Source organism: Ruegeria sp. BF6, from assembly GCF_056538665.1.
In genome coordinates, this window is sequence record NZ_JBQFTN010000001.1 from 1,166,724 (window position 1) to 1,188,585 (window position 21,862).

The 21,862-nt window shown below is 58.8% G+C and carries 26 protein-coding genes; 3 read left to right on the forward strand and 23 right to left on the reverse strand.

Annotated features, from left to right (window positions below):
* Window positions 1-29: 29 nt before the first annotated feature.
* Window positions 30-1,430 (forward strand): diguanylate cyclase, encoded by a 1,401-nt coding sequence (locus ACR0IM_RS05860; protein ID WP_480640837.1) that lies wholly within the window; start codon window positions 30-32, stop codon window positions 1,428-1,430.
* Window positions 1,431-1,435: 5 nt separating this feature from the next.
* Here ACR0IM_RS05860 and ACR0IM_RS05865 read toward each other — a convergent pair whose 3' ends face one another.
* Genes ACR0IM_RS05865 through ACR0IM_RS05880 form a run of 4 tightly spaced genes read right to left on the reverse strand, consistent with a single transcriptional unit; the run spans window position 1,436 to window position 3,334 of the window.
* On the reverse strand, window positions 1,436-1,909 hold the full coding sequence (locus ACR0IM_RS05865; RefSeq protein ID WP_480640839.1) for a periplasmic heavy metal sensor: 474 nt from the start codon (window positions 1,907-1,909) through the stop codon (window positions 1,436-1,438).
* Window positions 1,906-2,256, reverse strand: coding sequence for a hypothetical protein (locus ACR0IM_RS05870; RefSeq protein ID WP_480640840.1), 351 nt, complete (start codon window positions 2,254-2,256; stop codon window positions 1,906-1,908). Before ACR0IM_RS05870 ends, ACR0IM_RS05865 begins: the two co-directional genes overlap by 4 nt.
* Window positions 2,249-2,860: an RNA polymerase sigma factor gene (locus tag ACR0IM_RS05875; RefSeq protein WP_480593167.1), complete on the reverse strand. Its 612-nt coding sequence runs from the start codon at window positions 2,858-2,860 to the stop codon at window positions 2,249-2,251. The genes ACR0IM_RS05870 and ACR0IM_RS05875 overlap by 8 nt, the downstream gene beginning before the upstream one ends.
* A 6-nt stretch (window positions 2,861-2,866) precedes the next feature.
* The gene (locus ACR0IM_RS05880; protein WP_480593165.1) at window positions 2,867-3,334 is read right to left on the reverse strand and encodes an EF-hand domain-containing protein; all 468 of its coding nucleotides are present in this window, start codon (window positions 3,332-3,334) and stop codon (window positions 2,867-2,869) included.
* 199 nt (window positions 3,335-3,533) lie between these two features.
* On the opposite strand from ACR0IM_RS05880, the gene ACR0IM_RS05885 reads away from it, so the two are divergent.
* On the forward strand, window positions 3,534-3,929 hold the full coding sequence (locus tag ACR0IM_RS05885) for a DUF983 domain-containing protein (protein WP_480681142.1): 396 nt from the start codon (window positions 3,534-3,536) through the stop codon (window positions 3,927-3,929).
* A gap of 28 nt (window positions 3,930-3,957) precedes the next feature.
* Window positions 3,958-4,659, forward strand: coding sequence for an NUDIX hydrolase (locus ACR0IM_RS05890; protein WP_480681143.1), 702 nt, complete (start codon window positions 3,958-3,960; stop codon window positions 4,657-4,659).
* A 3-nt stretch (window positions 4,660-4,662) separates the two neighbouring features.
* Here the strand turns inward: ACR0IM_RS05890 and ACR0IM_RS05895 are convergent, their stop codons facing one another.
* The 19 genes from ACR0IM_RS05895 to ACR0IM_RS05985 form a co-directional block, all read right to left on the reverse strand.
* Entirely contained in the window at window positions 4,663-6,330 is a 1,668-nt protein-coding gene (locus tag ACR0IM_RS05895) for a ribonuclease J (protein WP_480681144.1), read from the reverse strand.
* A complete protein-coding gene (locus tag ACR0IM_RS05900; protein WP_480593155.1) occupies window positions 6,327-7,106 on the reverse strand; it encodes a type III pantothenate kinase in 780 nt (259 codons plus the stop codon). Before ACR0IM_RS05900 ends, ACR0IM_RS05895 begins: the two co-directional genes overlap by 4 nt.
* Before the next feature lie 11 nt (window positions 7,107-7,117).
* Window positions 7,118-7,867 (reverse strand): biotin--[acetyl-CoA-carboxylase] ligase, encoded by a 750-nt coding sequence (locus tag ACR0IM_RS05905; protein ID WP_480593152.1) that lies wholly within the window; start codon window positions 7,865-7,867, stop codon window positions 7,118-7,120.
* A 54-nt stretch (window positions 7,868-7,921) separates the two neighbouring features.
* On the reverse strand, window positions 7,922-9,364 hold the full coding sequence (gene nuoN / locus ACR0IM_RS05910; protein WP_480593149.1) for an NADH-quinone oxidoreductase subunit NuoN: 1,443 nt from the start codon (window positions 9,362-9,364) through the stop codon (window positions 7,922-7,924).
* Window positions 9,365-9,379: 15 nt separating this feature from the next.
* Window positions 9,380-10,924 (reverse strand): NADH-quinone oxidoreductase subunit M, encoded by a 1,545-nt coding sequence (locus tag ACR0IM_RS05915; RefSeq protein WP_480593148.1) that lies wholly within the window; start codon window positions 10,922-10,924, stop codon window positions 9,380-9,382.
* Window positions 10,924-13,104 carry an NADH-quinone oxidoreductase subunit L gene (gene nuoL / locus ACR0IM_RS05920; protein ID WP_480640844.1) on the reverse strand — a complete coding sequence of 727 codons (2,181 nt, stop codon included), beginning with the start codon at window positions 13,102-13,104 and terminating at the stop codon, window positions 10,924-10,926. The genes ACR0IM_RS05915 and nuoL overlap by 1 nt, the downstream gene beginning before the upstream one ends.
* Window positions 13,105-13,110: 6 nt before the next feature.
* Complete coding sequence (gene nuoK, locus ACR0IM_RS05925) at window positions 13,111-13,416, reverse strand: NADH-quinone oxidoreductase subunit NuoK (protein ID WP_005984024.1); 306 nt, start codon at window positions 13,414-13,416, stop codon at window positions 13,111-13,113.
* Window positions 13,413-13,931 carry a hypothetical protein gene (locus ACR0IM_RS05930; protein ID WP_480681145.1) on the reverse strand — a complete coding sequence of 173 codons (519 nt, stop codon included), beginning with the start codon at window positions 13,929-13,931 and terminating at the stop codon, window positions 13,413-13,415. Before ACR0IM_RS05930 ends, nuoK begins: the two co-directional genes overlap by 4 nt.
* A 26-nt stretch (window positions 13,932-13,957) precedes the next feature.
* Entirely contained in the window at window positions 13,958-14,560 is a 603-nt protein-coding gene (locus ACR0IM_RS05935) for an NADH-quinone oxidoreductase subunit J (RefSeq protein WP_480681146.1), read from the reverse strand.
* Window positions 14,557-14,967 (reverse strand): carboxymuconolactone decarboxylase family protein, encoded by a 411-nt coding sequence (locus ACR0IM_RS05940; RefSeq protein WP_480681147.1) that lies wholly within the window; start codon window positions 14,965-14,967, stop codon window positions 14,557-14,559. The genes ACR0IM_RS05935 and ACR0IM_RS05940 overlap by 4 nt, the downstream gene beginning before the upstream one ends.
* Window positions 14,964-15,224 carry a hypothetical protein gene (locus ACR0IM_RS05945; protein WP_480681149.1) on the reverse strand — a complete coding sequence of 87 codons (261 nt, stop codon included), beginning with the start codon at window positions 15,222-15,224 and terminating at the stop codon, window positions 14,964-14,966. Before ACR0IM_RS05945 ends, ACR0IM_RS05940 begins: the two co-directional genes overlap by 4 nt.
* Window positions 15,221-15,715: an NADH-quinone oxidoreductase subunit NuoI gene (gene nuoI, locus ACR0IM_RS05950; protein WP_480593135.1), complete on the reverse strand. Its 495-nt coding sequence runs from the start codon at window positions 15,713-15,715 to the stop codon at window positions 15,221-15,223. Before nuoI ends, ACR0IM_RS05945 begins: the two co-directional genes overlap by 4 nt.
* 2 nt (window positions 15,716-15,717) lie before the next feature.
* Window positions 15,718-16,755 carry an NADH-quinone oxidoreductase subunit NuoH gene (gene nuoH, locus ACR0IM_RS05955; protein ID WP_480593132.1) on the reverse strand — a complete coding sequence of 346 codons (1,038 nt, stop codon included), beginning with the start codon at window positions 16,753-16,755 and terminating at the stop codon, window positions 15,718-15,720.
* A gap of 204 nt (window positions 16,756-16,959) precedes the next feature.
* A complete protein-coding gene (gene nuoG / locus ACR0IM_RS05960) occupies window positions 16,960-18,981 on the reverse strand; it encodes an NADH-quinone oxidoreductase subunit NuoG (RefSeq protein ID WP_480681151.1) in 2,022 nt (673 codons plus the stop codon).
* Window positions 18,982-18,984: 3 nt separating this feature from the next.
* On the reverse strand, window positions 18,985-19,389 hold the full coding sequence (locus ACR0IM_RS05965; RefSeq protein WP_480681152.1) for a DUF5333 domain-containing protein: 405 nt from the start codon (window positions 19,387-19,389) through the stop codon (window positions 18,985-18,987).
* 98 nt (window positions 19,390-19,487) lie between these two features.
* Window positions 19,488-19,859 (reverse strand): hypothetical protein, encoded by a 372-nt coding sequence (locus ACR0IM_RS05970; RefSeq protein ID WP_480681153.1) that lies wholly within the window; start codon window positions 19,857-19,859, stop codon window positions 19,488-19,490.
* A gap of 23 nt (window positions 19,860-19,882) precedes the next feature.
* Window positions 19,883-20,299: an MAPEG family protein gene (locus ACR0IM_RS05975; RefSeq protein ID WP_480681154.1), complete on the reverse strand. Its 417-nt coding sequence runs from the start codon at window positions 20,297-20,299 to the stop codon at window positions 19,883-19,885.
* Between the two features lie 5 nt (window positions 20,300-20,304).
* Window positions 20,305-21,603 (reverse strand): NADH-quinone oxidoreductase subunit NuoF, encoded by a 1,299-nt coding sequence (gene nuoF / locus ACR0IM_RS05980; RefSeq protein WP_480681155.1) that lies wholly within the window; start codon window positions 21,601-21,603, stop codon window positions 20,305-20,307.
* Between the two features lie 12 nt (window positions 21,604-21,615).
* Entirely contained in the window at window positions 21,616-21,837 is a 222-nt protein-coding gene (locus ACR0IM_RS05985; RefSeq protein WP_480593274.1) for a DUF5337 domain-containing protein, read from the reverse strand.
* Window positions 21,838-21,862 lie beyond the last annotated feature (25 nt).

Consider the following 21,862-nt stretch of genomic DNA (forward strand, 5'->3'; position numbering starts at 1 on the left):
GGCAACGCATGCAATCAATGGTGACTGATATGTCCGTGCAGGGAACCATCCTTGTCCTCGACGGGACCTCGACCAATCGCATCATGCTGAAGGTCCAACTGACGGCAGCATGGTACCACGTCGTACAGGGCGAACGGCTTCAGGGTCTCACCGGGCTGTTGCGACGCGCCAACCCCGATCTGGTGCTTACGTCTCAGGCCTTGCCGGATGGCACGGCTGCGGATGTCAAAAGGCTGGTTCTGGCCGACCCAGACCTGATCGGTGTACCGGTGGTGGCAATCGCGCCTCAAAACGACAAGGCCGCCCGGTTGAAAGCACTCTCGGATGGGCTGGATGATGTTCTGGCGCATCCGTTCAAAGACACGGTCCTTCTGGCAAGGGTGCGTAGCCTGTTGCGCGCACGGGCAGAAGCGCTGGACCTGCATGTCGGGTCCGGTTCACATCCCATGGGCTTTGCGGAGTCGAGTGCCGCACCCATTTTGCCGCCCAAGGCGGCCCGTGTGACTATTCTGACGCAATCCGCGCGGACCGGAGCGTTGTGGAAAAATGCCCTGTCACAGCGAACGCGGCACAACCTGTCTGCGCATACCACGACAAACCTGCGGGGTGTATTGTCCGGGCCAGTGCCGGACGCCATCATCTTTGAAATCAGCACGAATCCGTCTGGTCTTAACCTGCTGGCCGACCTGAAATCCCGCACCACCACCCGGCATACAGTGCTGATCGGCGTTCTTGCGGAAGACGATGCCGTGCTGGCGTCAGAGGCGCTAGACCGCGGCGCCGACGCGATCTGTATGGACGGATTCTGCGCAGAAGAGGTCCTGTTGCGCCTGGAAAGCCAGATCAAGCGAAAAACCAGCTTGGATCAGATGCGCGCGTCGCTGCGGCGTGGGTTGGTCGAGTCCTGGGTGGACCCTCTGACCGGGTTGCATAATCGCCGCTATGCGATGCGTGCGATGGATCAGATCGCCCATCAATCCACCCGCACCGGCAAAGGTCTCGCTGTGATGCTGGCCGATCTGGACCATTTCAAGGCCATCAATGACAAGTTCGGCCATACAGGTGGGGATCTGGTTCTGACCGAGGCCGCCAGACGCTTGAAGCTAACCGTCGGTTCGGCAGGTTTCATTGCCCGGATCGGAGGGGAAGAGTTCATGATCGGCCTGTCGGAAACCACGCAAGCCAAGGCGCTCGAACTGGCTCGGAGCTTGTGTGAGTGCATTCGCGAGAGGCCATTCAACCTGCCAGACACCCCTGCCCCTATCCCGGTCACGATCAGCATCGGACTGATCGCAACCCAGCCCAATCTCGCCTCGCCATCGCATCAACCTGCTGGGCTGGACAGGTTGATCAAATCAGCCGACACCGCGCTCTACGCTGCCAAGACCGCTGGGCGCAATCAGGTTCAGGTCCAGCAAAGCGCGGCCTGAGACCGTCAGTTCTTGTTCTTTCGACCGTGACGTTTGCGTTTTACCACCTCTTGCAGACGGTCCGCGTAAACCTGACGCTCGGCATCCGTCATCGCTGTGATCCGGTTCAGCCACTCCTCCTGTAACGCATTTTGCAAGTCTGCCATGGCCTGCGCCTGCTGCTGCAGCAAAGCCTGTACAACCGCTGGATCGAACGGCTCCGCCCGCAAGGCGGCCTCCAGCGCGGCAAAATCCTGAGACCGGAGTTTTGCCCCTTTCACATGCCGCTCGGACAATTCCCCGCGCAAGACTTTCCGATCTTCCTTGGGCAGCGCCCGATAAATCGCTGGCCCAAATCCGGGGGGGGCCTTGCCGTGATCCCCACCCTTGACCCGGTAAACCGTGCCCAGAGCGACCCCGACAACCAAAAGGTTCAGCGCCAGCGATACGGTCAGAAGAACCGTTACCCACCGTCTTTTGGGCTTGGTATTATCGCTCATTCGGCGTCCTCCAGAAATGTTGTGTCCAGGCCAAGGTCGGCGACCACAAAGCTGTTCTCCTGCGGGTAGATAATTGTCGCCGGATCAGGCAGGAAACCTGGTGCGGACACTCCGATCCAAATACCTGCTGCACTGGCCGCGACCAGTCCGCCCATGCTCTGCCAACCGCCGATTCCATCAAGAATCCGAGCCCAAACAGAGCGCGGGGGCACTGTGGGTTTCAACCGGTCCAGACGCACCGCTTCGGCATCCGTCAGAATGCGAACCGCCAGATCATCGGGCAGTTCGGGTTGGGTTTGCCGTGCTTGGGCAAGTAACTGATCCAGGTCCATATCGTTCTCAGCCATCTTCGTACCCCAGTTCATCCTGTCGCCCGGCCAGTATTGCCGCCAGGGCGCGTTTCCCGCGCGCGGTCAGGCTTTCCACCGCTTCCGTCGAAATGCCCATGATCCCTGCAATTTCGGGGTTGGGCAACTCCTCGATATGCCTCAAGATCACCGCTTGACGTTGACGATCCGGCAATTGCGATAACGCCTCCTGCAGCGCGTCCCTGCGCGCTGCGTCCTGCAATCGATCCGCCGCGCTGAGTTCTTCGTCCTCGGGCTCTGGCACATCGTCCAGACGGTCCGGCCGTTTCTTGCGCTGCACGTCCACACACAGGTTTAATGTCACACGATAGAGCCAGGTAGACACTTTCGCCTGGCCGGGCACCCAGTTCGGCGCCATCTGCCACAGCCGCATCATTGCGTCCTGCGTCACATCTTCCGCTTCGGCCCGATTGCTGAGCATTCGTAGAGCCACCGAAAAGCATCGTGGTGCCAGCCGATCCGTCAACGTACGTGCCGCCGCTGCATCGCCCTTGGCGAACTGCCGCAGCAACGCATCGTCCGACGCGTCCGCGGCGCATGAGGCACCGCGGACTTCGTTCAGGGGGGACGTCAGGTCCTCCATCCTTCATCAGCTGTCGTCAGAGTCCGCCTTGCCGTTCCTTTTGTTCTTCCGGCCCATCCGCTCTTTTGCATCGGTGTATTCCTGTTCCGAGATCGTACCGCTGTTATCCGCGTCGATACGGTCAAACATCTTGCCAGTGCGGCGTGGTTTGGGCAACTCGTCCTCGCTCAGAAATCCGTCCTTGTTGGCGTCATTCCTTTCGAACATTTTGGTCACGCGGTCATTGGCCTTCTTTTGTGCCGTAGCCTGCATTTCCTCGACGCTCAACTGACCATCGCCATTTGTGTCGGCTTCGGTGAATCGCTTCGTTCGGTGGGCCTCCATCTCTTCCTTGGTCAGTTGACCGTCACCATTTGCGTCCAATTCCTGAAAGCTCACAGGTTCGCGATCTTTCGGCCCGGCCGCCAGAACCGAGGTGCCTGTGACTGCAACGGCCGATATCAGGATGGCCGGAATGAGTTTCGCGCTTTTCATATCGTTTTCCTTTTGTTTGCGGCCCCATCGCCGCTGCTCACATTTATTCAAACGAGTAGGACCACGGGTTCCGTCGCTAAAACCTGAAAAACTTTTGGCGACCTAATGCAGCCGACCTAAGTCACAATGCGCCGCACCCCCTTTTCTGCGGAACAAAACAAGCGCATTATCCTGCGCAATCGAACGCGCGAGTTTCAAAATGACAGATCAGACGATCGACACCACGACCGAGGATGACCGTCCGACACGGCCCGCTTTGATCAAAGGGTTTCGCGGCCGTTGCCCGAAATGCGGCGAGGGCAAGCTGTTGCACGGCTACCTGAAGGTCAACGATAGCTGCAGCAATTGCGGGCAGGAGCTGTTTCATCACCGGGCAGATGACGGCCCGGCCTACTTGACCATTTTGCTGGTCGGTCACCTGCTGGCTCCGGCGTTGCATGTGACCTATGTCGAGTTTCGACCCGAGCCCCTGACCATGTTTCTGATCTTTGCTATCGGATGCACGGCCCTGTCGCTTTTCCTGCTTCCCCGGCTTAAAGGCGCTGTGGTCGCCTATCAATGGGCACGTCGGATGCACGGGTTTGAAAAAGCTTGATGACCCGCGCGGACAGATTGATCAGCGAATGACAGAAGACAAAACAGCGATACGAAATGCAGCGACGGTTATCGTCCTGCGGAACCGTTTGACCGAACCATCAATCCTGATGGGGCAGCGCGGCGCAAAAGCCGTCTTCATGCCCAATAAGTTCGTGTTTCCCGGCGGTGCAGTTGATGCGGCGGACGGAGGCATTTCTCTGGCCTCCCCCATGCCCGAACTTTGCCGCGAACGGCTGGACGAGAAGTCCGAACCGGGGCTGCAGAACGCGCTGGCCGCGGCGGCAATCCGCGAGTTGTGGGAAGAAACCGGGCTGATCTTGGGTGAACCCGGAACTTGGAACAGCACGGTTCCAGAGGATTGGCAAAGCTTTGCCTCCATGGGGTTCCGACCAGCCGCGGATGCTCTGCAGTTTGTGTTCCGCGCCGTAACGCCGCCGGGCCGCCCTCGCCGGTTCGACGCGCGTTTCTTTCTGGTCGATGCCAACGCGATCCAGGGCGATCTGGACGATTTCGGCCACGCCTCGGATGAGCTGTCCCACCTGCAATGGGTGCCCCTCGGCCGTGCGCGCGATCTGGATTTGCCTTTTATTACCGAGGTGGTTTTGGCCGAAATTGCAGCCCGGGTTTCAAACCCCGAGCCGCCTGTAACCGTGCCCCTCTACCTGCATACCGAGGAACAAAGCCTGTTCCTGCAGCTCAAAGGCTATCCGATGCCTGAAGCGGACTAGGCATCACTTCATCCGGCTGATCACCGTGGTCACTTCGGGCTTTTTGCCGATCTCGGCCTTGGCGGTCTGACGCACGATGCGGCGCATGGCTTCTTCCAGCTTGTCATCGTCGCGCAGGGTTTTGGCGTCCGCCCGCATCAGGAACTGGTTCAGATCTTCTTCCAGCACGTCGACCAGCGCGGCTTTGGAGGTACCGATCTCGGGCAAGCCCATCGTGTCGCACCACGGTTCATCCAGCGGTTCATCTTCTTCATCCAGAATGACCGTGACCGTCACGTGCCCGTTCAGGGCCATGCGGATACGGTCCCGCACGATTCCGTCCAAAGCGCCAACCTTGACGGTGCCATCCAGATAGGTGCGACCGGTTTCAATAAAATCCGCCACCTTCGGCTCATTGCCGGTCAGGTCCAGCATCGTGCCATTCACCGCCAGAATGCCTTTGCGTCCACCAGCTTCGGCCAGCTTGGCATGTTCGCGCAGATGCCGGTGTTCACCATGCATCGGGATCACCATTTGCGGGTCGATCAGCGCGTGCACCCTTTCAAGATCGGGACGATTTGCGTGACCGGACACGTGGTACAGGCCCGAGCTGTCGTCCACCACATCCACGCCCTTTTCGCTGAGCTGGTTCATGACAACGATTACGCCGCGCTCGTTGCCGGGGATGGTTTTGGACGAGAACAGAAATAGATCACCATCTTTCAGTTCAATTCCGCGATACTTGCCGCGTGCCAGTTGTGCGCTGGCGGCACGGCGCTCGCCCTGGCTGCCGGTTACGATCAGCATCAGGTTCTGGCGCGGCATGTCCACGGCCTCTTCGGCACTGACAACCTTGGGAAAATCAGAGAGGATGCCCGTTTCAGTCGCAGCTTCGATCATCCGCCGCATGGCACGGCCCAACAGCACAACCGAACGCCCGGCCCGTGCTCCTGCCTCGGCCAGCGTTTTCACCCGCGCCACGTTCGACGCAAAGGTGGTCGCGACCACCATGCCCTCGGCGCTTTCAACCAGCTTGGTAATCTCGGGGCCGACCTCAGATTCTGAGCGGCCAGCATGGGGCGAAAACACGTTGGTGCTGTCACAGACCAGCGCCTTGACGCCGGGTTTGGCAACCTCGGCCCACAGATCGGGATCAAACGCTTCACCCACCACCGGGTCGGTGTCCAGCTTGAAATCCCCGGAATGTACGATCCGGCCTTCGGGCGTGTCGATCACCAGCGCCGCGCTTTCGGGAATGGAATGTGAAACCGGTAGAAACCCAACCTTGAACGGGCCGACAGAAATCTGCTCGGGCCAGGCCGAAACCGTCTGCACCACGTCCTCAGGGTGGCCGTGTTCTTCCATCTTACGGCGCGCGATATTGGCGGTGAAAGCGCGAGCATAGACCGGCGCGCCCAGCGCTTCATAGCAATGCGCAACCGCACCCACGTGGTCCTCATGCGCGTGAGTGACAAACACGGCATCAAGCCGGTCAGCCCGTTCCTGCAGCCACAAAATATCAGCGTGGATCAGGTCAACACCGGGAGTCGTGTCCATATCCGGAAAGGTCACCCCCAGATCGACGAGGATCAGCCGCTCTTGCCCCGGCTTGCCGTACCCATAGACATAGGCGTTCATGCCAATTTCGCCGGCACCGCCCAGCGGCAGATAGATCAGTCGTTCACTGCTCATGTCGAGCCATTTTCCTTGTTATAGCGATGGATCACGGTCAGCCCGTGCATCGTCAGATCGTCTTCGATCGCATCAAACCCGACATCCGCCTGATCGAACAAAGGCGCAAGCCCGCCGGTGCCGACCACTTTCATCGGCATTCCGTATTCCTCTTTGATCCGGGCAATCAGCCCTTCGATCAAGCCGGAATAGCCCCAATACACGCCAGATTGAATGCAGCCAACCGTGTTTGTGCCTATAACCTTTTCCGGGCGGGTGATGTCGATATGCGGCAAGGCCGCCGCCCCTTGGTGCAGTGCTTCAAGGCTGAGGTTCACGCCGGGCGCGATGATACCCCCGACATACGCCCCGTCCGAGGCGACCACGTCAAAATTGGTGGCGGTGCCGAAATCGACCACGACAACATCGCCACCGTGACGATCAAACGCGCCAACCGCATTTGCCAGACGGTCAGGGCCGGGAATAGTTCCCTCGTCAATGCGCGGCGCCACGGGCAGCAGACATTCCGGCTTGCCCACAACCAGCGGGCGGCAACCAAAGAAACGGTCGGCAAAGATGCGCAGGTTGAACACCACACGCGGTACGGTCGAGGCAATGACCACATCGGTAATGTCCGCATCGATCCCGTAGTGTTTCACCAGCGTCGAATACCAGGTGAAATAGGCATCCGCCGTGCGGGAGTGATGGGTCGAGGTGCGCAGCGTGCACAGGAACACCTCACCGTCCCAGATCGAGAAAACGGTGTTGGTGTTACCGCAGTCAATTGCCAGAAGCATCTGCGCCTCCTTCAGAAAAACACATCCGCCGCAGGAATGCTGACGCGGCCCTTGGCGGTCTTTAGGACAAGGTTGCCGTTAGAGTCCACGGTTTCAAAGGTTCCCACCGTCTCGGAGGTTGAGGTGCGGGCGGTGATTACCTCGCCCAACCGGGCAGCACGGGACAGCCACGCCGTCCGGATTGGTTCGAACCCGTAGGTCACGAACTGGGTTTCATACCCTGCGTATGCCGAGGCCAACTCAGTCAGGAAATCCTCGGGGATGACAGCCGCACCGGTTTCCGACAGCAGAGAAACAGGACGCACCGCGCTTTGTTCGACCGCATAGGTCGGGGGGGCCTCAGACAGGTTCACTCCGATCCCGATGGCCAGATGAGACAGTTCACGTCCCTGCCCGGTGCTTTCCAGCAAAATACCAGCCAGCTTGCCACCGTTCAGCAACACATCATTGGGCCATTTCAAAGACAGCCCTGCCGCCCGGCCGGTCACCGCGACACAGGCATCAAAAAGCGCCAGCGCGGCCACAAAGCTGCGCAACGCCGCCTGTTCGGGATTGCCCTGCGGGCGCATCAACAGGGTCGCTGCCAGATTGCCTTTTGGGTTGGCCCAGGCGCGGCCTCGCCGTCCCCGCGCGGCGGTCTGGTGGTGCGCCATGATCCAGACCGGACCCGGCGCCGTCGGGGCAAGCCGGGCGGCCTCATTCAGGGTGCTGTCGATCTCCTGCACGATGTGCAGTCCGTATCCTTGCGGCCAAGCAGTCATGGCAAAAAGGCCCGGTCTGTTGACCGAGCCCCCTGCATTTGGATGCCTGTCACGTCAGTTGACAAGTGTTGCCGCTGCAGCTGCCGCAGCGCCTTCGATGCCGAACTGATAGAATACACCGACCAGCATCAGAGCGGCCGACCCCATCAAAGCGACCCACAGAACCGGCGTGGAACGCGTTTCGATCGGATCTTCGTTCTCATCCCCGAAATACATGTAAAACACGATCCGCAGGTAATAGAACGCACCGATCACAGACGCGATGGCCGAGACAATAACCAACCCGGTCAGACCTGCGCTGACACCGGCCTGCCAGACGCCGAACTTGGCGAAAAAGCCCAACATCGGCGGCACGCCCGCGAGGCTGAACATCAGGATCAGAACAGCCAAAGCCTTACCAGGATCACGCTTGGAATACTGCCGCAACGCGTCGATATCAGTGACTGGTTTGCCGTCCCGTTCCATCATCAGGATGAAAGCAAAGGTGCCGATATTCATGGTCACGTAGATCGCCAGATACATCAGCATCGCCTTGATGCCCATTTCCGTACCCGCCGCCAGACCGATCAGCGCATAACCCATGTGGGCTATCGACGAAAACGCCATCAGCCGTTTGATGTTGCGCTGCCCAATCGCGGCAACCGCGCCCAGCAGCATCGACAGAACGGACAGCAGAACAATCACTTGCTGCCAGTCCTTGACCACTCCGCCAAAGGCGTCGTGCATCAGGCGGGCAAACAGCGCCATCGCCGCCACTTTCGGCGCGGTGGCAAAGAAGGCGGTGATTGGCGTGGGCGAGCCCTCGTACACGTCCGGTGTCCACATGTGGAACGGCACGGCCGAAACCTTGAACGCAAGACCCGAGATCAGGAAGATCAGGCCGAACAGAAGGCCAACCGAAATATCACCATGATGGACGGTCTGGATGATACCCGTGAACAGCGTGGTGCCGGTAAAGCCATATACCAGCGATGCGCCATACAGCAGCAGACCCGAGCTAAGTGCGCCAAGCACGAAGTATTTCAGACCGGCCTCGGTCGATTTCGCGCTGTCACGGCGCAAGGCGGCCACAACGTAAAGGGACAGCGACTGCAGTTCCAGCCCCATATACAGGGACATCAGGTCACCTGCGCTGACCATCATCATCATGCCCACAGCGGCCAGAGCCACCAGCAGCGGATATTCAAACCGCAGCAGCCCGCGACGCGACATGTAGTCCTGACTCATCACCAAAACGGCCGCGGCAGACAGCAGGATCGCAACTTTGGCAAAGCGCGAGAACCCGTCGTCGATGAACATGCCGTTGAAGGCCACGTTGACGCCATCGCCATTGGTTGCAATCCAGATGGCCAGCAGCGCCATCAGGCCAGCCGTAGACCACACGAGAACCGGCGCCAGTGCATCCTTTGCCGTATAGACAGCCCCGATCAGAGCGGCCATCGCATATACGGCCAGAACGATCTCTGGCAGGATTATTGTCAGATCAGCCTGGATCATTTCTCCAAAGCCTCCTTAGTGCGAAGCGGCCGTCTGGATCACGGCCTCAGCCGCGGCCAGAGCCGTGTCATAGTTCGAAATCAGTGCGGCGGTCGAGTTACCGATTACATCGGTCACCAACGACGGGTAGACGCCCAGAAGGATGGTCATCACGATCAGCGGCGCGAAGATCAGCCGCTCGCGCGAGGTCATGTCGGTCATCGCCTTGAGGCTTTCCTTGATCAGGTCGCCAAAGACCACGCGGCGGTACAGCCACAGCGCATAGGCCGCCGAGAAGATCACACCGGACGCCGCCACTGCGGTGACCCAGGTGTTGACCTGGAACGTGCCCATCAGGGTCAGGAACTCGCCGATAAATCCAGAGGTTCCCGGCAGGCCGACATTAGCCATGGTGAACAGCATGAAGACCAGCGCATAGGCAGGCATCCGGATTACCAGACCGCCATAAGCGTCAATGTCACGGGTATGCATCCGGTCATAGATGACGCCGACACACAGGAAGAGCGCCGCCGAGATGAAACCGTGGCTGAGCATTTGAAAGATCGCACCGTCAATACCCTGCTGGTTTGCAGCAAAGATCCCCATGGTCACAAAACCCATATGCGCGACCGAGGAATAGGCGATCAGCTTTTTCATGTCCTCCTGCACCAGCGCGACCAGCGAGGTGTAGACAACCGCAATAGCTGACATCCACAGAACCAGATCGGTCATCACCGCCGAACCCACTGGGAACATCGGCAGGCTGAACCGCAGGAAACCATAGCCGCCCATCTTCAACAGGATCGCCGCCAGCACGACCGAACCCGCCGTAGGGGCCTGCACGTGCGCATCCGGCAGCCAGGTGTGCACCGGCCACATGGGCATTTTCACCGCAAACGAGGCAAAGAACGCCAGGAACATCAACGTCTGCATACCGCCAACGATATAGATGCCCAATACGCTGAAGCTTTCGGACGAGAACTGATGGCTCATCAGTGCCTCGATATCCGTGGTGCCTGCATCCGCGTACATCGCTACCATCGCCACCAGCATCAGCACCGAACCGAGGAAAGTGTAGAGGAAGAACTTGAAGCTGGCATAGATGCGATCCTTGCCGCCCCAGATACCGATGATCAGGAACATCGGGATCAGACCTGCCTCGAAGAACAGGTAGAACAGCACCAGATCCAGCGCCATGAACACGCCCAGCATCAGCGTTTCCAGCAGCAGGAAGGCGATCATGTATTCCTTGACGCGGTCGGTGACCTGCCAGCTGGCCAGAATGGTCAGCGGCATGATGAAGGTGGTCAGCAGCACGAACAGAACGCTGATGCCATCCACGCCCATTTTGTACTTCAGGCCAAGCAGCCACTCACCCTCTTCCACCATCTGGAAGCCGGTGTTGGACGGGTCAAAGCCCGTATAGATGCCGATCGAGACCAGGAAGGTCACCGTTGTCGCAACCAGCGCAACCCATTTCGCATTGCGCTGCGCGGCCACATCATCGCCATGCAGGAACAGGGCCAGAATGCCTGCCGCCACTGCGGGGATGAAGGTGACGATGGAGAGGATATTATCCATTATTGTGCGCCTCCGCCGATCGACATCCAGGTGACCAGGGCGGCGATGCCCAGAACCATCCAGAAGGCGTAAGTAAAGATGTAGCCCGTCTGCGCCTTGCCTGCGAGGCGGGTGAAGAAGGGAACAACGCCCATGGCGACACCGTTCAGGAAGCCGTCGATGGTGTTGCCATCGCCGCGTTTCCACAGGAATCGGCCAAGCGCCACCGTGGGCTTGACGAAGACCGCGTCATAGATCTCGTCAAAATACCACTTGTTCAGCAGGAACAGGTACAACGGCCGCTGGTTCTGTGCCAGACGTCCCGGCAGCGACGGGTTCACGATATAGAACCAGTAGGCCATGACAAATCCCAGCACCATCGCAACGAACGGCGAAACCTTGACCCATTTCGGAGCCGCGTGTGCGTCGTCCAGAATATGGTTATCCGGCGCGATATACAGGGCACCCTCGCCCGGCTTGCCGGTGAAGACATAGTGGTGATCCCCACCATGGGCCGCCTCGTCACCGTGACCAGCGTCAGCGTGCGCAGCCTCATCCCCGTGGCCGTCATCCGCAAGCGTGTCCGACCCGTTGTCATCACCCGCATGAGCCGTATCAGCATGCGTATCCGCCTGGCCGTGATCGCCCGCCTCAGCATGCTCGGACGCCTCGGCAACCGGAATTCCGTAGAATTTGCCGACCTTGTCCGCGTGACCAAAGAAGTTACCGTACCAGATCATGCCGGCAAAGACCGCACCCAGCGACAGCACGCCCAGAGGCACCAGCATACTCATCGGGCTTTCATGCGCGTGGTCGTGCGTATGCTGATCGCCACGCGGCTTGCCGTAGAAAGTCAGGAAGATCAGGCGCCAGCTGTAGAATGAGGTGAACGCAGCCGCGACTACCAACAGCCAGAAACCATAAGCCGACCCACCTGCATAGGCGCTCTCGATGATCGCGTCCTTGGACAGGAACCCGGCGAAACCAAATGTGGTCAGCGGAATGCCAACACCGGTGATGGCCAGCGTGCCGATCATCATCGCCCAATAGGTATAGGGGATTTTCTTCCGCAGACCACCGTACTCGGTCATTTCCTGCTCGTGATGCATCGCATGGATCACCGAACCGGCACCAAGGAACAGCAGCGCCTTGAAAAACGCGTGCGTGAACAGGTGGAACATAGCCGCCGAGTACATGCCGACACCGGCAGCCACGAACATATAGCCCAGCTGGGAACAGGTCGAATAGGCGATGACACGCTTGATATCGGTCTGCACCAGACCCACCGTCGCGGCAAAGAATGCGGTCGAGGCCCCCAGCACGGTGATGAACCCGGTCGCACCCGGCGCGAACTCCATCAGCGGCGACATGCGGCAGACCAGGAAGACACCGGCGGTCACCATGGTTGCGGCGTGGATCAGTGCCGACACAGGCGTCGGGCCTTCCATCGCGTCCGGCAGCCAGGTGTGCAGGATAAGCTGGGCCGACTTGCCCATCGCACCAATGAACAGCAGTACACAGATCACCTCGATGGCGGTCCACTCACCCCACAGGAAGTGCAACTGCGTTTCCGCCAGTTCAGGGGCCGACGCGAAGATGTCCGAGAGGTTGATGCTGTCCGTCAGGAAGAACAGCGCAAATATGCCCAAAGCAAAGCCAAAGTCACCGACCCGGTTCACCACGAATGCTTTAATCGCAGCAGCGTTGGCCGATGGCTTGCGATAGTAGAACCCGATCAGCAGATACGAAGCAACGCCCACGCCTTCCCAGCCAAAAAACATCTGAACCAGATTATCCGACGTCACCAGCGCCAACATGGCAAAAGTAAAGAAAGAAAGATAAGCAAAGAAGCGCGGCTTATAGCTTTCGCCTTCACGCCATTGCGGATCGTTATCCATGTAGCCAAAGGAATAAAGGTGCACGAGCGCCGATACGGTCGTCACCACGATCAGCATGATCGCAGTCAGCCGGTCCAGACGCACCGCCCAGCTTGTCGACAGCGAGCCACTCTCGATCCAGCGCATAACCTCGATCTGCTGGGTGTGGCCGTCGAAGGCGAAGAACACGATCCACGACAGCAGACAGGCCAGAAACAGCAAGCCGGTGGCAGTCCACATGGCGGCTTTCTCACCGATGAACCGCCAGCCAAAGCCGCAGATCAGTGCGCCCACCAGCGGGGCAAAGAGGATGGTGGTTTCCATGTTCTCTTACCCCTTCATCATGTTGACGTCTTCAACCGCGATGGTGCCGCGGTTGCGGAAGAAGCAGACCAGAATGGCCAGACCAATCGCCGCCTCGGCCGCCGCGACTGTCAGAACGAACAGCGTAAACACCTGCCCGACCAGATCGCCTAGGAAACTGGAAAACGCCACGAGGTTGATATTCACCGCCAGCAGCATCAATTCGATGCTCATCAGCAGGATGATGACGTTCTTGCGGTTTAGGAAGAGACCGAAGATGCCGATGACGAACAGCGTCGCCGCGACCGTAAGATAGTGTTCAAGTCCGATCATAGCTTCGCTCCTGGCGAGTCGGGATAGTAGAGTTTGCAGCCACAGGTGTAGTCGATGCGCTTGTGATCTTTGGTTCGAGCAAAGAAATCTCCGACTTCTTTGGTGAACGTGTACCGGTTGTCGGTCGCAACCTCTTCAACGTTGGAAACCGTTGTTTCGGGTGTTAGTCCGATTGCACCACGCGGTTTTTGGATGAGGTCAATGGAACTCGGTGTATAGCCCGCGATTTCCGAAGCGTAGTGCAACCCCTCCACAACGATGCCTGTTCCGTCAGTGCAGTTCATAAAAAACAGGCTCTCATCCGGGCTGCAGCCTTCGCCACTGTGTATACGTTGCCCAATACGCCCGTTGCCAATGTCGACAACAGGCTTGCCGCCGAAGATTGCAAATTGCCCTCTGCCGCCATTTCGAAAACTGCAATCAGGCAGAACCTTTTTAATCTTGTAGCCTTCGTTTTGCGGCGCGCTTTCACAGGCTATTGCGCCTGTCGAAAGCGAACCAAGGCAGCCGGTCATAGCCACTACTTTTGATAGACTGCGTCTCACAACCCCTGCCCCGGTTTCACGTCCTTCAACTCCATCGCCTTGGCCGGGTCGCGCATCATCTGGCCGATGATGTCCTGACGCTTGATGTCCTGACGGTGGCGCAGCGTCAAAACAATGGCGCCGATCATGGCCACCAGCAGGATCAGGCCCGCCAGCTGGAACAGAAGGAAGTATTGATCATAGAGGATGACGCCCAACGCCTCGGTGTTATGACGGTCGACCGGGACCGGCTGCGCCAGATTGGCCGCCGCGCCCTCGGCACTGTCCCAGGCGCCGATCACCATGACGAACTGCATCAGGATCACCAAACCAATCAGCAGCGCCAGCGGCATATAGCGCGCCATCTCGGCCTTCAGCTCGGCAAAGTCCACGTCCAGCATCATCACCACGAAGAGGAACAGAACCGCGACCGCACCGACATAGACGATAACCAGAAGCATCGCCACGAACTCGGCCCCCAGCAGCACGAACAGCCCCGCCGAAGACAGGAAGGACAGGATCAGCCACAGCACCGAGTGCACGGGCTGACGGCTGATCACCGTGAACAGCCCGCCGGTGATGGCGCAGATGGCAAACAGATAGAAGGCAAAGACGGTCATTGATCCTCATCCTCGTTGTCGCCCATGACTTCCTGCGCCAGTTCCAGCGCGCGGGTCATGGCTGGGATGCCGGCAAAGACCGACATCTGACCGATCGTTTCCACGATCTCTTGTTTCTTGGCGCCTGCTTCCAGAGCGTGACGCACGGTCTGACGAACAGCCGAGTCCGCCTGTGCGCCCTGACAGGTCAGCCCGGCAAGTGTCAGCAGCAGGCGGGTTTTGGCATCCAGACCGTCCTTGTTGACGGTGTTGCCGAACATCATTTCCATGACCTCTTTGGGCATGGTCGGCCACAGCGCCTCGAACCCCTTGGGCGAGAAATTCTCCATCGCCGGGTTCATGGCCTTGGCCATGTCCTGAGCCTGCTTCATCATCAGCTCGAACGGATTTGTAGGTGTGTCGTTCATTTCGGCCACCCCAAAGTAAACACAACGGCTGAAATGCCGAGCACTACCATTGACCAGCCCAACAACTGTCTCTCAAACTTGGAAATCGCAATGTAGGCAGTGGCAAACCAGCAAAAGCCGACGATGATCACCACGGCTGGAGTAAACGCTTGGGTGAAAGTTGTCCCCGGAATAGCAAACCATTTAAAGGTCGCCGAAGCTACCAATGCAGCCAAAACCCAAAGCATATTCCTGTTGAATGGAACTCGGTCAGTCATCTGTACGGCGCATCCATTTCCAAATTTCGGGCGATTTCGGCTTCCCAGCGTTCGCCGTTATCGAGCAGCTTCTGCTTGTCGTAGAACAGCTCTTCGCGGGTTTCCGTGGCGAACTCGAAATTCGGACCTTCGACGATGGCATCGACCGGGCAGGCCTCTTGGCAGAAACCGCAATAGATGCACTTGGTCATGTCGATGTCATAGCGTGTGGTGCGGCGGCTGCCGTCCTCACGAGGTTCGGCGTCGATGGTGATGGCCTGCGCCGGGCAGATCGCCTCGCACAGTTTGCAGGCGATGCAGCGTTCCTCGCCATTCGGGTAACGGCGCAGGGCGTGCTCACCCCTGAAACGTGGCGACAGAGGGCCCTTCTCATGCGGATAGTTGATGGTGGCTTTGGGGGCGAAGAAATACTTCATTCCCAGTTTGAAGCCGACCCAGAAGTCCTGCAGAAGAAAGTACTTGGCGGCGCGGGTATAGTCGATTTGCGTCATGATCAGCCTCCTACGCTCCACCGGGCAAAGATGCCCCAGAACCATTCGAATTTCGCTGCAAAGGCCACGAACACTACCCAGGCCAGCGAGAACGGCAGGAACACTTTCCAACCCAGCCGCATCAACTGGTCATAGCGGTAGCGGGGCGTGATTGCCTTGACCATCGAGAAGATGAAGAAGAAGAACGCCATCTTGCCCACCATCCACAGAACACCGTCGGGCAGACCCGGGATCGGCGACAGCCAGCCGCCGAAGAACAACAGCGTGGTCAGCGCACACATCAGGAAGATCGCGATATATTCACCGGCCATGAACAGCAGGAACATCGTGGCCGAATATTCCACCTGATACCCGGCCACCAGTTCCGATTCCGCCTCGGGCAGGTCGAAGGGCGGGCGGTTGGTTTCGGCGAGTGCCGAGATGAAAAACAGGAAGACCATCGGGAAATGCGGCAGCCAGTACCAGCCAAAGAAGCCATAGCCGGTATCCTGCGCGCCCACGATGGAGCCGAAATTCATTGATCCGGTCGAGATGATCACACCGATGATGATCAAGCCAATGGACACTTCGTATGAGATCATCTGCGCCGCAGACCGCAGTGACCCAAGGAACGGGTACTTTGAGTTCGACGCCCAACCGCCCATAATCACGCCATAAACCTCAAGCGAGGACACGGCAAAAACATACAGAACCGCCACGTTCAGGTCTGACAGAACCCAGCCATCGTTGAACGGGATCACCGCCCAGGCGATCAGCGACAGAACAAAGCTTGTCATCGGGGCCAGAATAAAGACGGCGCGATCGGCCCCGGCGGGGATCACGACCTCTTTCACGACGTATTTCAGCGCGTCGGCTACCGATTGCAGAATGCCATAGACGCCAACCACGTTGGGTCCGCGGCGCATCTGAACTGCCGCCCAGATCTTGCGGTCGCCATAAACAAGGAACAACAGCGAGATCATCACAAAGGCAACGACTGCGAGCACTTGCGCCAGAATGATGATGGCTATTCCGCCTGGGGTGTTAAAGAAATCAGCCATTGGTCCTCACACCGTGGGTATTCCGTTTTCCGCGAGCGATGCAAAGGCCATGTGCCTGCGCAAACTGCGGCTGGGTCGGCGCGTTGGTGTAAACAGCATATGCCGCCATTGCGCCACCCTTAATCTTGGGTTTCACACACAAATCAGGCGCGGCGTACTGCCACCCGGTATTCGCATTTGCCTGTGATATGAAACAGCTTTGGTTCATTCCGCTGCGATCTTCTCGGATTTGCGAGCCTGTGCCTGCGCCGACAATTCGGCCATAAGCTGTGAAGCCCGTGCAATCGGGTTAGTCAGGTAGAAATCCCTGATCACATTGCGGAAGGTTGCCTTGCCCAGAGGGCCTGCATCCAGCGTTTGAACTTCGTTCTCAATCACCTCGTCGATGCGGGCCAGATGCGGAACCGCCTCGATCAGTGCGGTGCGCAGTTGCGCCAGCGAGTCGAAGGGCAGCGTCGCGCCCAGTTCAGCCGAAAGAGCGCGTAGAATGGCCCAGTTTTCCTTGGCTTCACCCGGCGCAAACCCTGCGCGCATCGCCAGTTGCGGGCGGCCTTCAGTGTTCACGAACAGGCCGTTTTCTTCGGTATAGGCCGCTCCCGGCAGGATCACGTCGGCGCGGTGAGCGCCCCGGTCACCATGGCTGCCCTGATAGATCACAAAGGCACCCTCGCCGATTTCGACCTCATCCGCGCCGAGGTTGTAGATGACATCCGCCGCGCCGACCGCATCCATACTACCTTCGTTTGTGGCATCCACATCCATCGCACCGACGCGCGAAGCAGCGGTGTGCAGAACGATCAGACCGCTTTCAGTGTTGGTTGCAATGGTTTGCGCGGCAGCCAGAACGGCCGCACCGTCCGCCTCTTGCAACGCGCCCTGCCCAATGATGACCAGCGAGCGTTTGCCCTTGATCTCATCATCGCCGCCCATGCCGACGACTTTCTGCAGTGCTGCGCGATCGTCACCCATGTGATGGTATTCATAGGTCAGATCGACCGACGGACCGACCAGAGCGATCTCGGCACCGTGCGCCCAAGCCTTGCGGATACGGGCGTTCAGAACCGGTGCTTCGTCACGCGGGTTGGTTCCGATCAACAGGATACGCTCGGCGCCATCGATGTCCTCAATTGCTGCGGTCCCGGCATAAGCACCTCGATTGCCAGCTGGCAGTTTGGCGCCGTCGGTGCGGCATTCCACAACACCGCCCTGCCCTTCGATCATCTGCTTCAGCGCAAACACAGCCTCGACCGGGGCCAGATCGCCCACGATCCCGGCAGGCTTCTCAGCCCCTTTCAGCGCCTCGGCCGCTTTGGTCAATGCCTCGGGCCACGAAGCAGGGCGCAGCTTGCCGTTTTCACGGACGTAGGGCTTGTCCAGACGCTGACGACGCAGGCCATCCCAGACAAATCGGGTCTTGTCGCTGATCCACTCTTCGTTCACGCCATCATGGTTGCGCGGTAGGAAGCGCATCACTTCACGCCCCTTGGTATCGACGCGGATGTTTGAACCCAGAGCGTCCATCACGTCGATGCTCTCGGTCTTGGTCAACTCCCACGGGCGCGCGGTAAAAGAGTAAGGCTTCGACGTCAGCGCCCCAACCGGACACAAGTCGATAATGTTGCCCTGCATGTTCGAGTCGAGCGTCTGGTTCAGATACGAGGTGATTTCGGCATCTTCACCGCGCCCGGTCTGGCCCATCTGTGCGATCCCGGCAACCTCGGTGGTAAAGCGCACACAACGGGTACAGCTGATGCATCGGGTCATCGCGGTGCCGACCAGCGGCCCCAGATCCAGATCATCCACCGCGCGCTTGGCTTCCTTGAAACGGGTGCCCGACAGACCATAGGCCATCGCCTGATCCTGCAGGTCACACTCACCACCCTGATCGCAGATCGGGCAATCCAGCGGGTGGTTGATAAGCAGGAACTCCATCACCCCTTCGCGGGCCTTTTTAACCATGGGCGAGTTCGTCTTGACCTCGGGTGCCTGACCTTCCGGCCCCGGACGCAAGTCGCGCACCTGCATTGCGCAGGAGGCGGCCGGTTTCGGCGGGCCGCCCACTACCTCAACCAGACACATCCGGCAGTTCCCGGCAATCGACAGACGTTCATGATAGCAGAAGCGCGGCACTTCGACCCCGGCCTCTTCACAAGCCTGGATCAGAGTCATCGCACCATCGACTTCGATTTCCTGCCCGTCGATGTTTACTTTGCGGAGGTCAGACATGGTCTAGTTCGCCCTCAAATACACGCCAATGGCGCTGTTTCTTTCGATTTCCTTCCGCCCCAGCGTGCAGAAAGAATTCGGATTTTCATACGTGACGCCGTTCTGGGCCAGATACGCTTCGCCCTTGGCGCGCATCCTGTCCTTTTCGACGTCGGAATCCACATAGGCGCGGATTTCATCGTCCGAGTACCCCAGATTGTTTGCTTTGGACTTCAGCCCCCACATCACACCTATCGCTTTCAGACGTCGCCCGCTGATCGATGGGCAATATTCCGAAATTTCGTTTGCAATGGCGATGTAGTAGAGTTCGTTGTCGATCTCTTTGACTTCGCGCAAGGGCGGCTTTGCCTCGGCAAGGGTCGGCAGGGTCAGCACCGACAACAACACGAGGGTTTTCACACCAGACATAACAACTCCTTTCGTCTTGGGAGACCCAAGACGAAAGGCACGCGGGGCGCTATGCAATAACACCCGCCGCATCATGGCCTGATATGCAAAAACACGCATCATGGTCTTTGACAGGTTCCTGCAAATGTCAGTTTGTCATCGCTGATGCGCAGGTTCTGCGGCTCGGTATCCGGACCAACCTTCCATACGATTTTCGAAGAACCAAACTGCTTGATACAGAATTTGGTTCCCTCAAACCGACCTGCCTCCCGTGCACCGTCCAACGAGGCAGAGACTCCGTTGACGACAACCGTAAAGTCAGCTGGTGAAACTTTCTTGTCGACGGGCTTTGCTTTGGCCCGGAATGCGTGACCGTCAAACAGGACCTGATTCTCGGAAGGCGAGACGATTCCGCAAGCCGACCCCGCCGCTAGCGCGACAACTGCACTCAGCATGAAGCCGTGGTTCTTAACTTGTCTTAGCCCGAACATCAGATGTTTCCCCAACCCCACCATCAGAACGCCGCCACCAGCGCCATGAGGCCGGTGATAAGCATGCAGGCCCAGCCCACAACATACAGAACCGACCGTAAACCACTGTGAGGATTGCCGATTCCGCGGATATGTACGAACAGCATTGACAGACGTGCCAACAGTGCAACCGAGGCGAGCAGGTTCACCCAAAACGGGCTTACCCCCATCAGGATCGCCGCAGCTGTAACCGCCACATAAGCGGGCAACGTCTCGGTTCCGTTCAGATATGCGCGGTTCAGCCGATACGCCTTGTCGGAATAGTCCTGTTCCGGCGTCGCCCCCGGGGCCAGCCCCTTGCCCTGTTTGGCCAAGGCGGAAAACGGAGCCAAAAACAGCACGACGAGGGTGAAAACCATAACCGAGGCGACTGCATGACCGTATTGTGCGAAAGTCTCCATCTGGCTCACTCCGCCGCCATGGCGCCCATGCGACCTGACTTCTGTGCCTTTATGCGATCCTCGATCTCTTCGCGGAAATTGCGGATCAGGCCCTGTATAGGCCAGGCCGCTGCGTCTCCAAGGGCACAGATCGTGTGGCCTTCAACCTGCTTGGTCACGTCGAACAGCATGTCGATCTCTTCCAGTTCGGCCTCGCCGCGCACCAGACGGTCCATGACGCGCATCATCCAGCCGGTGCCTTCGCGGCACGGCGTGCACTGGCCGCAGCTTTCATGCTTGTAGAACTTGGAAAGACGCCAGATCGCCTTGATGATATCGGTTGACTTGTCCATCACGATCACCGCCGCTGTCCCAAGACCCGAACCCAGATCGTTACGCAGATAATCGAAATCCATGATCGCATCGCGCATGTTCTCACCGCGCACACATGGCACCGACGATCCACCCGGAATCACGGCCAGTAGATTATCCCAGCCGCCGCGGATTCCGCCGCAATGGGTCTCGATCAACTGTTCAAAGGGGATCGACATCGCCTCTTCGACGACGCAGGGGTTGTTCACGTGCCCCGAGATCGCAAAAAGCTTGGTGCCCGCGTTGTTCTGACGGCCAAAGCCTGCAAACCAGTCGGCACCCCGGCGCAGGATCGTCGGCACAACAGCAATGGATTCGACATTGTTCACCGTGGTCGGGCAACCATACAGCCCCGCACCCGCCGGAAACGGAGGTTTCATCCGCGGCATGCCCTTCTTGCCCTCAAGGCTTTCGATCAGAGCGGTTTCTTCACCGCAAATATAGGCGCCGGCCCCATGATGCAGGAACAGATCGAAATCCCATCCCGAACCGGCCGCGTTCTTGCCCAGAAGACCCGCGTCATAGGCCTCATCAATCGCGGCCTGCAGGGCTTCACGCTCACGGATATATTCGCCGCGCAGATAGATGTAGCAGGTATGCGCATTCATCGCGAAAGAGGCGATCAGGCAGCCTTCGATCAGCGTGTGGGGATCATGGCGCATGATCTCACGGTCTTTACAGGTGCCGGGCTCGGACTCGTCCGCGTTCACCACCAGATAGGCCGGACGGCCGTCGCTTTCCTTGGGCATGAACGACCATTTCAGACCGGTCGGAAAGCCCGCGCCACCGCGGCCGCGCAGACCTGAGTCCTTCATCGTCTGGATGATCCAGTCACGGCCCTTTTCGATCAGGCCAGCAGTGCCGTCCCAATGCCCCCGGGCCTGCGCGCCTTTGAGCGTGCGCTCATGCATCCCGTAGATGTTGGTAAAGATCCGGTCCTGATCCTTCAGCATCGTGTGTTACCTTCAGCTGTCCTGACGCATGCGCCAGAGTTGAAAAATGTTGACGCCCGCATAGATAAAACCTGCCAGAGCGGCGAGATCGAACAGAAGCGCATGGCGCGTTGTCAGTCCCAATGCGGGGCCGATGAACATGTTCATGGCAAGCCAGATCACCATCGTCACAGCGATGACGATGCCGATATGTCGGCCCTTGCGGGCTATGGCTTGTTCCTTATCCTTGTCCATCTCACCCAAGGCGCCCCGGATGGGC

Excerpts from the sequence above, each read along its gene's own strand:
- ACR0IM_RS05860 (WP_480640837.1), top strand. The coding sequence starts at position 30 with ATGTCCGTGCAGGGAACCATCCTTGTCCTCGACGGGACCTCGACCAAT.
- ACR0IM_RS05865 (WP_480640839.1), bottom strand. The coding sequence starts at position 1,909 with ATGAGCGATAATACCAAGCCCAAAAGACGGTGGGTAACGGTTCTTCTG.
- ACR0IM_RS05870 (WP_480640840.1), bottom strand. The coding sequence starts at position 2,256 with ATGGCTGAGAACGATATGGACCTGGATCAGTTACTTGCCCAAGCACGG.
- ACR0IM_RS05875 (WP_480593167.1), bottom strand. The coding sequence starts at position 2,860 with ATGGAGGACCTGACGTCCCCCCTGAACGAAGTCCGCGGTGCCTCATGC.
- ACR0IM_RS05880 (WP_480593165.1), bottom strand. The coding sequence starts at position 3,334 with ATGAAAAGCGCGAAACTCATTCCGGCCATCCTGATATCGGCCGTTGCA.
- ACR0IM_RS05885 (WP_480681142.1), top strand. The coding sequence starts at position 3,534 with ATGACAGATCAGACGATCGACACCACGACCGAGGATGACCGTCCGACA.
- ACR0IM_RS05890 (WP_480681143.1), top strand. The coding sequence starts at position 3,958 with ATGACAGAAGACAAAACAGCGATACGAAATGCAGCGACGGTTATCGTC.
- ACR0IM_RS05895 (WP_480681144.1), bottom strand. The coding sequence starts at position 6,330 with ATGAGCAGTGAACGACTGATCTATCTGCCGCTGGGCGGTGCCGGCGAA.
- ACR0IM_RS05900 (WP_480593155.1), bottom strand. The coding sequence starts at position 7,106 with ATGCTTCTGGCAATTGACTGCGGTAACACCAACACCGTTTTCTCGATC.
- ACR0IM_RS05905 (WP_480593152.1), bottom strand. The coding sequence starts at position 7,867 with ATGACTGCTTGGCCGCAAGGATACGGACTGCACATCGTGCAGGAGATC.
- nuoN (WP_480593149.1), bottom strand. The coding sequence starts at position 9,364 with ATGATCCAGGCTGATCTGACAATAATCCTGCCAGAGATCGTTCTGGCC.
- ACR0IM_RS05915 (WP_480593148.1), bottom strand. The coding sequence starts at position 10,924 with ATGGATAATATCCTCTCCATCGTCACCTTCATCCCCGCAGTGGCGGCA.
- nuoL (WP_480640844.1), bottom strand. The coding sequence starts at position 13,104 with ATGGAAACCACCATCCTCTTTGCCCCGCTGGTGGGCGCACTGATCTGC.
- nuoK (WP_005984024.1), bottom strand. The coding sequence starts at position 13,416 with ATGATCGGACTTGAACACTATCTTACGGTCGCGGCGACGCTGTTCGTC.
- ACR0IM_RS05930 (WP_480681145.1), bottom strand. The coding sequence starts at position 13,931 with ATGACCGGCTGCCTTGGTTCGCTTTCGACAGGCGCAATAGCCTGTGAA.
- ACR0IM_RS05935 (WP_480681146.1), bottom strand. The coding sequence starts at position 14,560 with ATGACCGTCTTTGCCTTCTATCTGTTTGCCATCTGCGCCATCACCGGC.
- ACR0IM_RS05940 (WP_480681147.1), bottom strand. The coding sequence starts at position 14,967 with ATGAACGACACACCTACAAATCCGTTCGAGCTGATGATGAAGCAGGCT.
- ACR0IM_RS05945 (WP_480681149.1), bottom strand. The coding sequence starts at position 15,224 with ATGACTGACCGAGTTCCATTCAACAGGAATATGCTTTGGGTTTTGGCT.
- nuoI (WP_480593135.1), bottom strand. The coding sequence starts at position 15,715 with ATGACGCAAATCGACTATACCCGCGCCGCCAAGTACTTTCTTCTGCAG.
- nuoH (WP_480593132.1), bottom strand. The coding sequence starts at position 16,755 with ATGGCTGATTTCTTTAACACCCCAGGCGGAATAGCCATCATCATTCTG.
- nuoG (WP_480681151.1), bottom strand. The coding sequence starts at position 18,981 with ATGTCTGACCTCCGCAAAGTAAACATCGACGGGCAGGAAATCGAAGTC.
- ACR0IM_RS05965 (WP_480681152.1), bottom strand. The coding sequence starts at position 19,389 with ATGTCTGGTGTGAAAACCCTCGTGTTGTTGTCGGTGCTGACCCTGCCG.
- ACR0IM_RS05970 (WP_480681153.1), bottom strand. The coding sequence starts at position 19,859 with ATGTTCGGGCTAAGACAAGTTAAGAACCACGGCTTCATGCTGAGTGCA.
- ACR0IM_RS05975 (WP_480681154.1), bottom strand. The coding sequence starts at position 20,299 with ATGGAGACTTTCGCACAATACGGTCATGCAGTCGCCTCGGTTATGGTT.
- nuoF (WP_480681155.1), bottom strand. The coding sequence starts at position 21,603 with ATGCTGAAGGATCAGGACCGGATCTTTACCAACATCTACGGGATGCAT.
- ACR0IM_RS05985 (WP_480593274.1), bottom strand. The coding sequence starts at position 21,837 with ATGGACAAGGATAAGGAACAAGCCATAGCCCGCAAGGGCCGACATATC.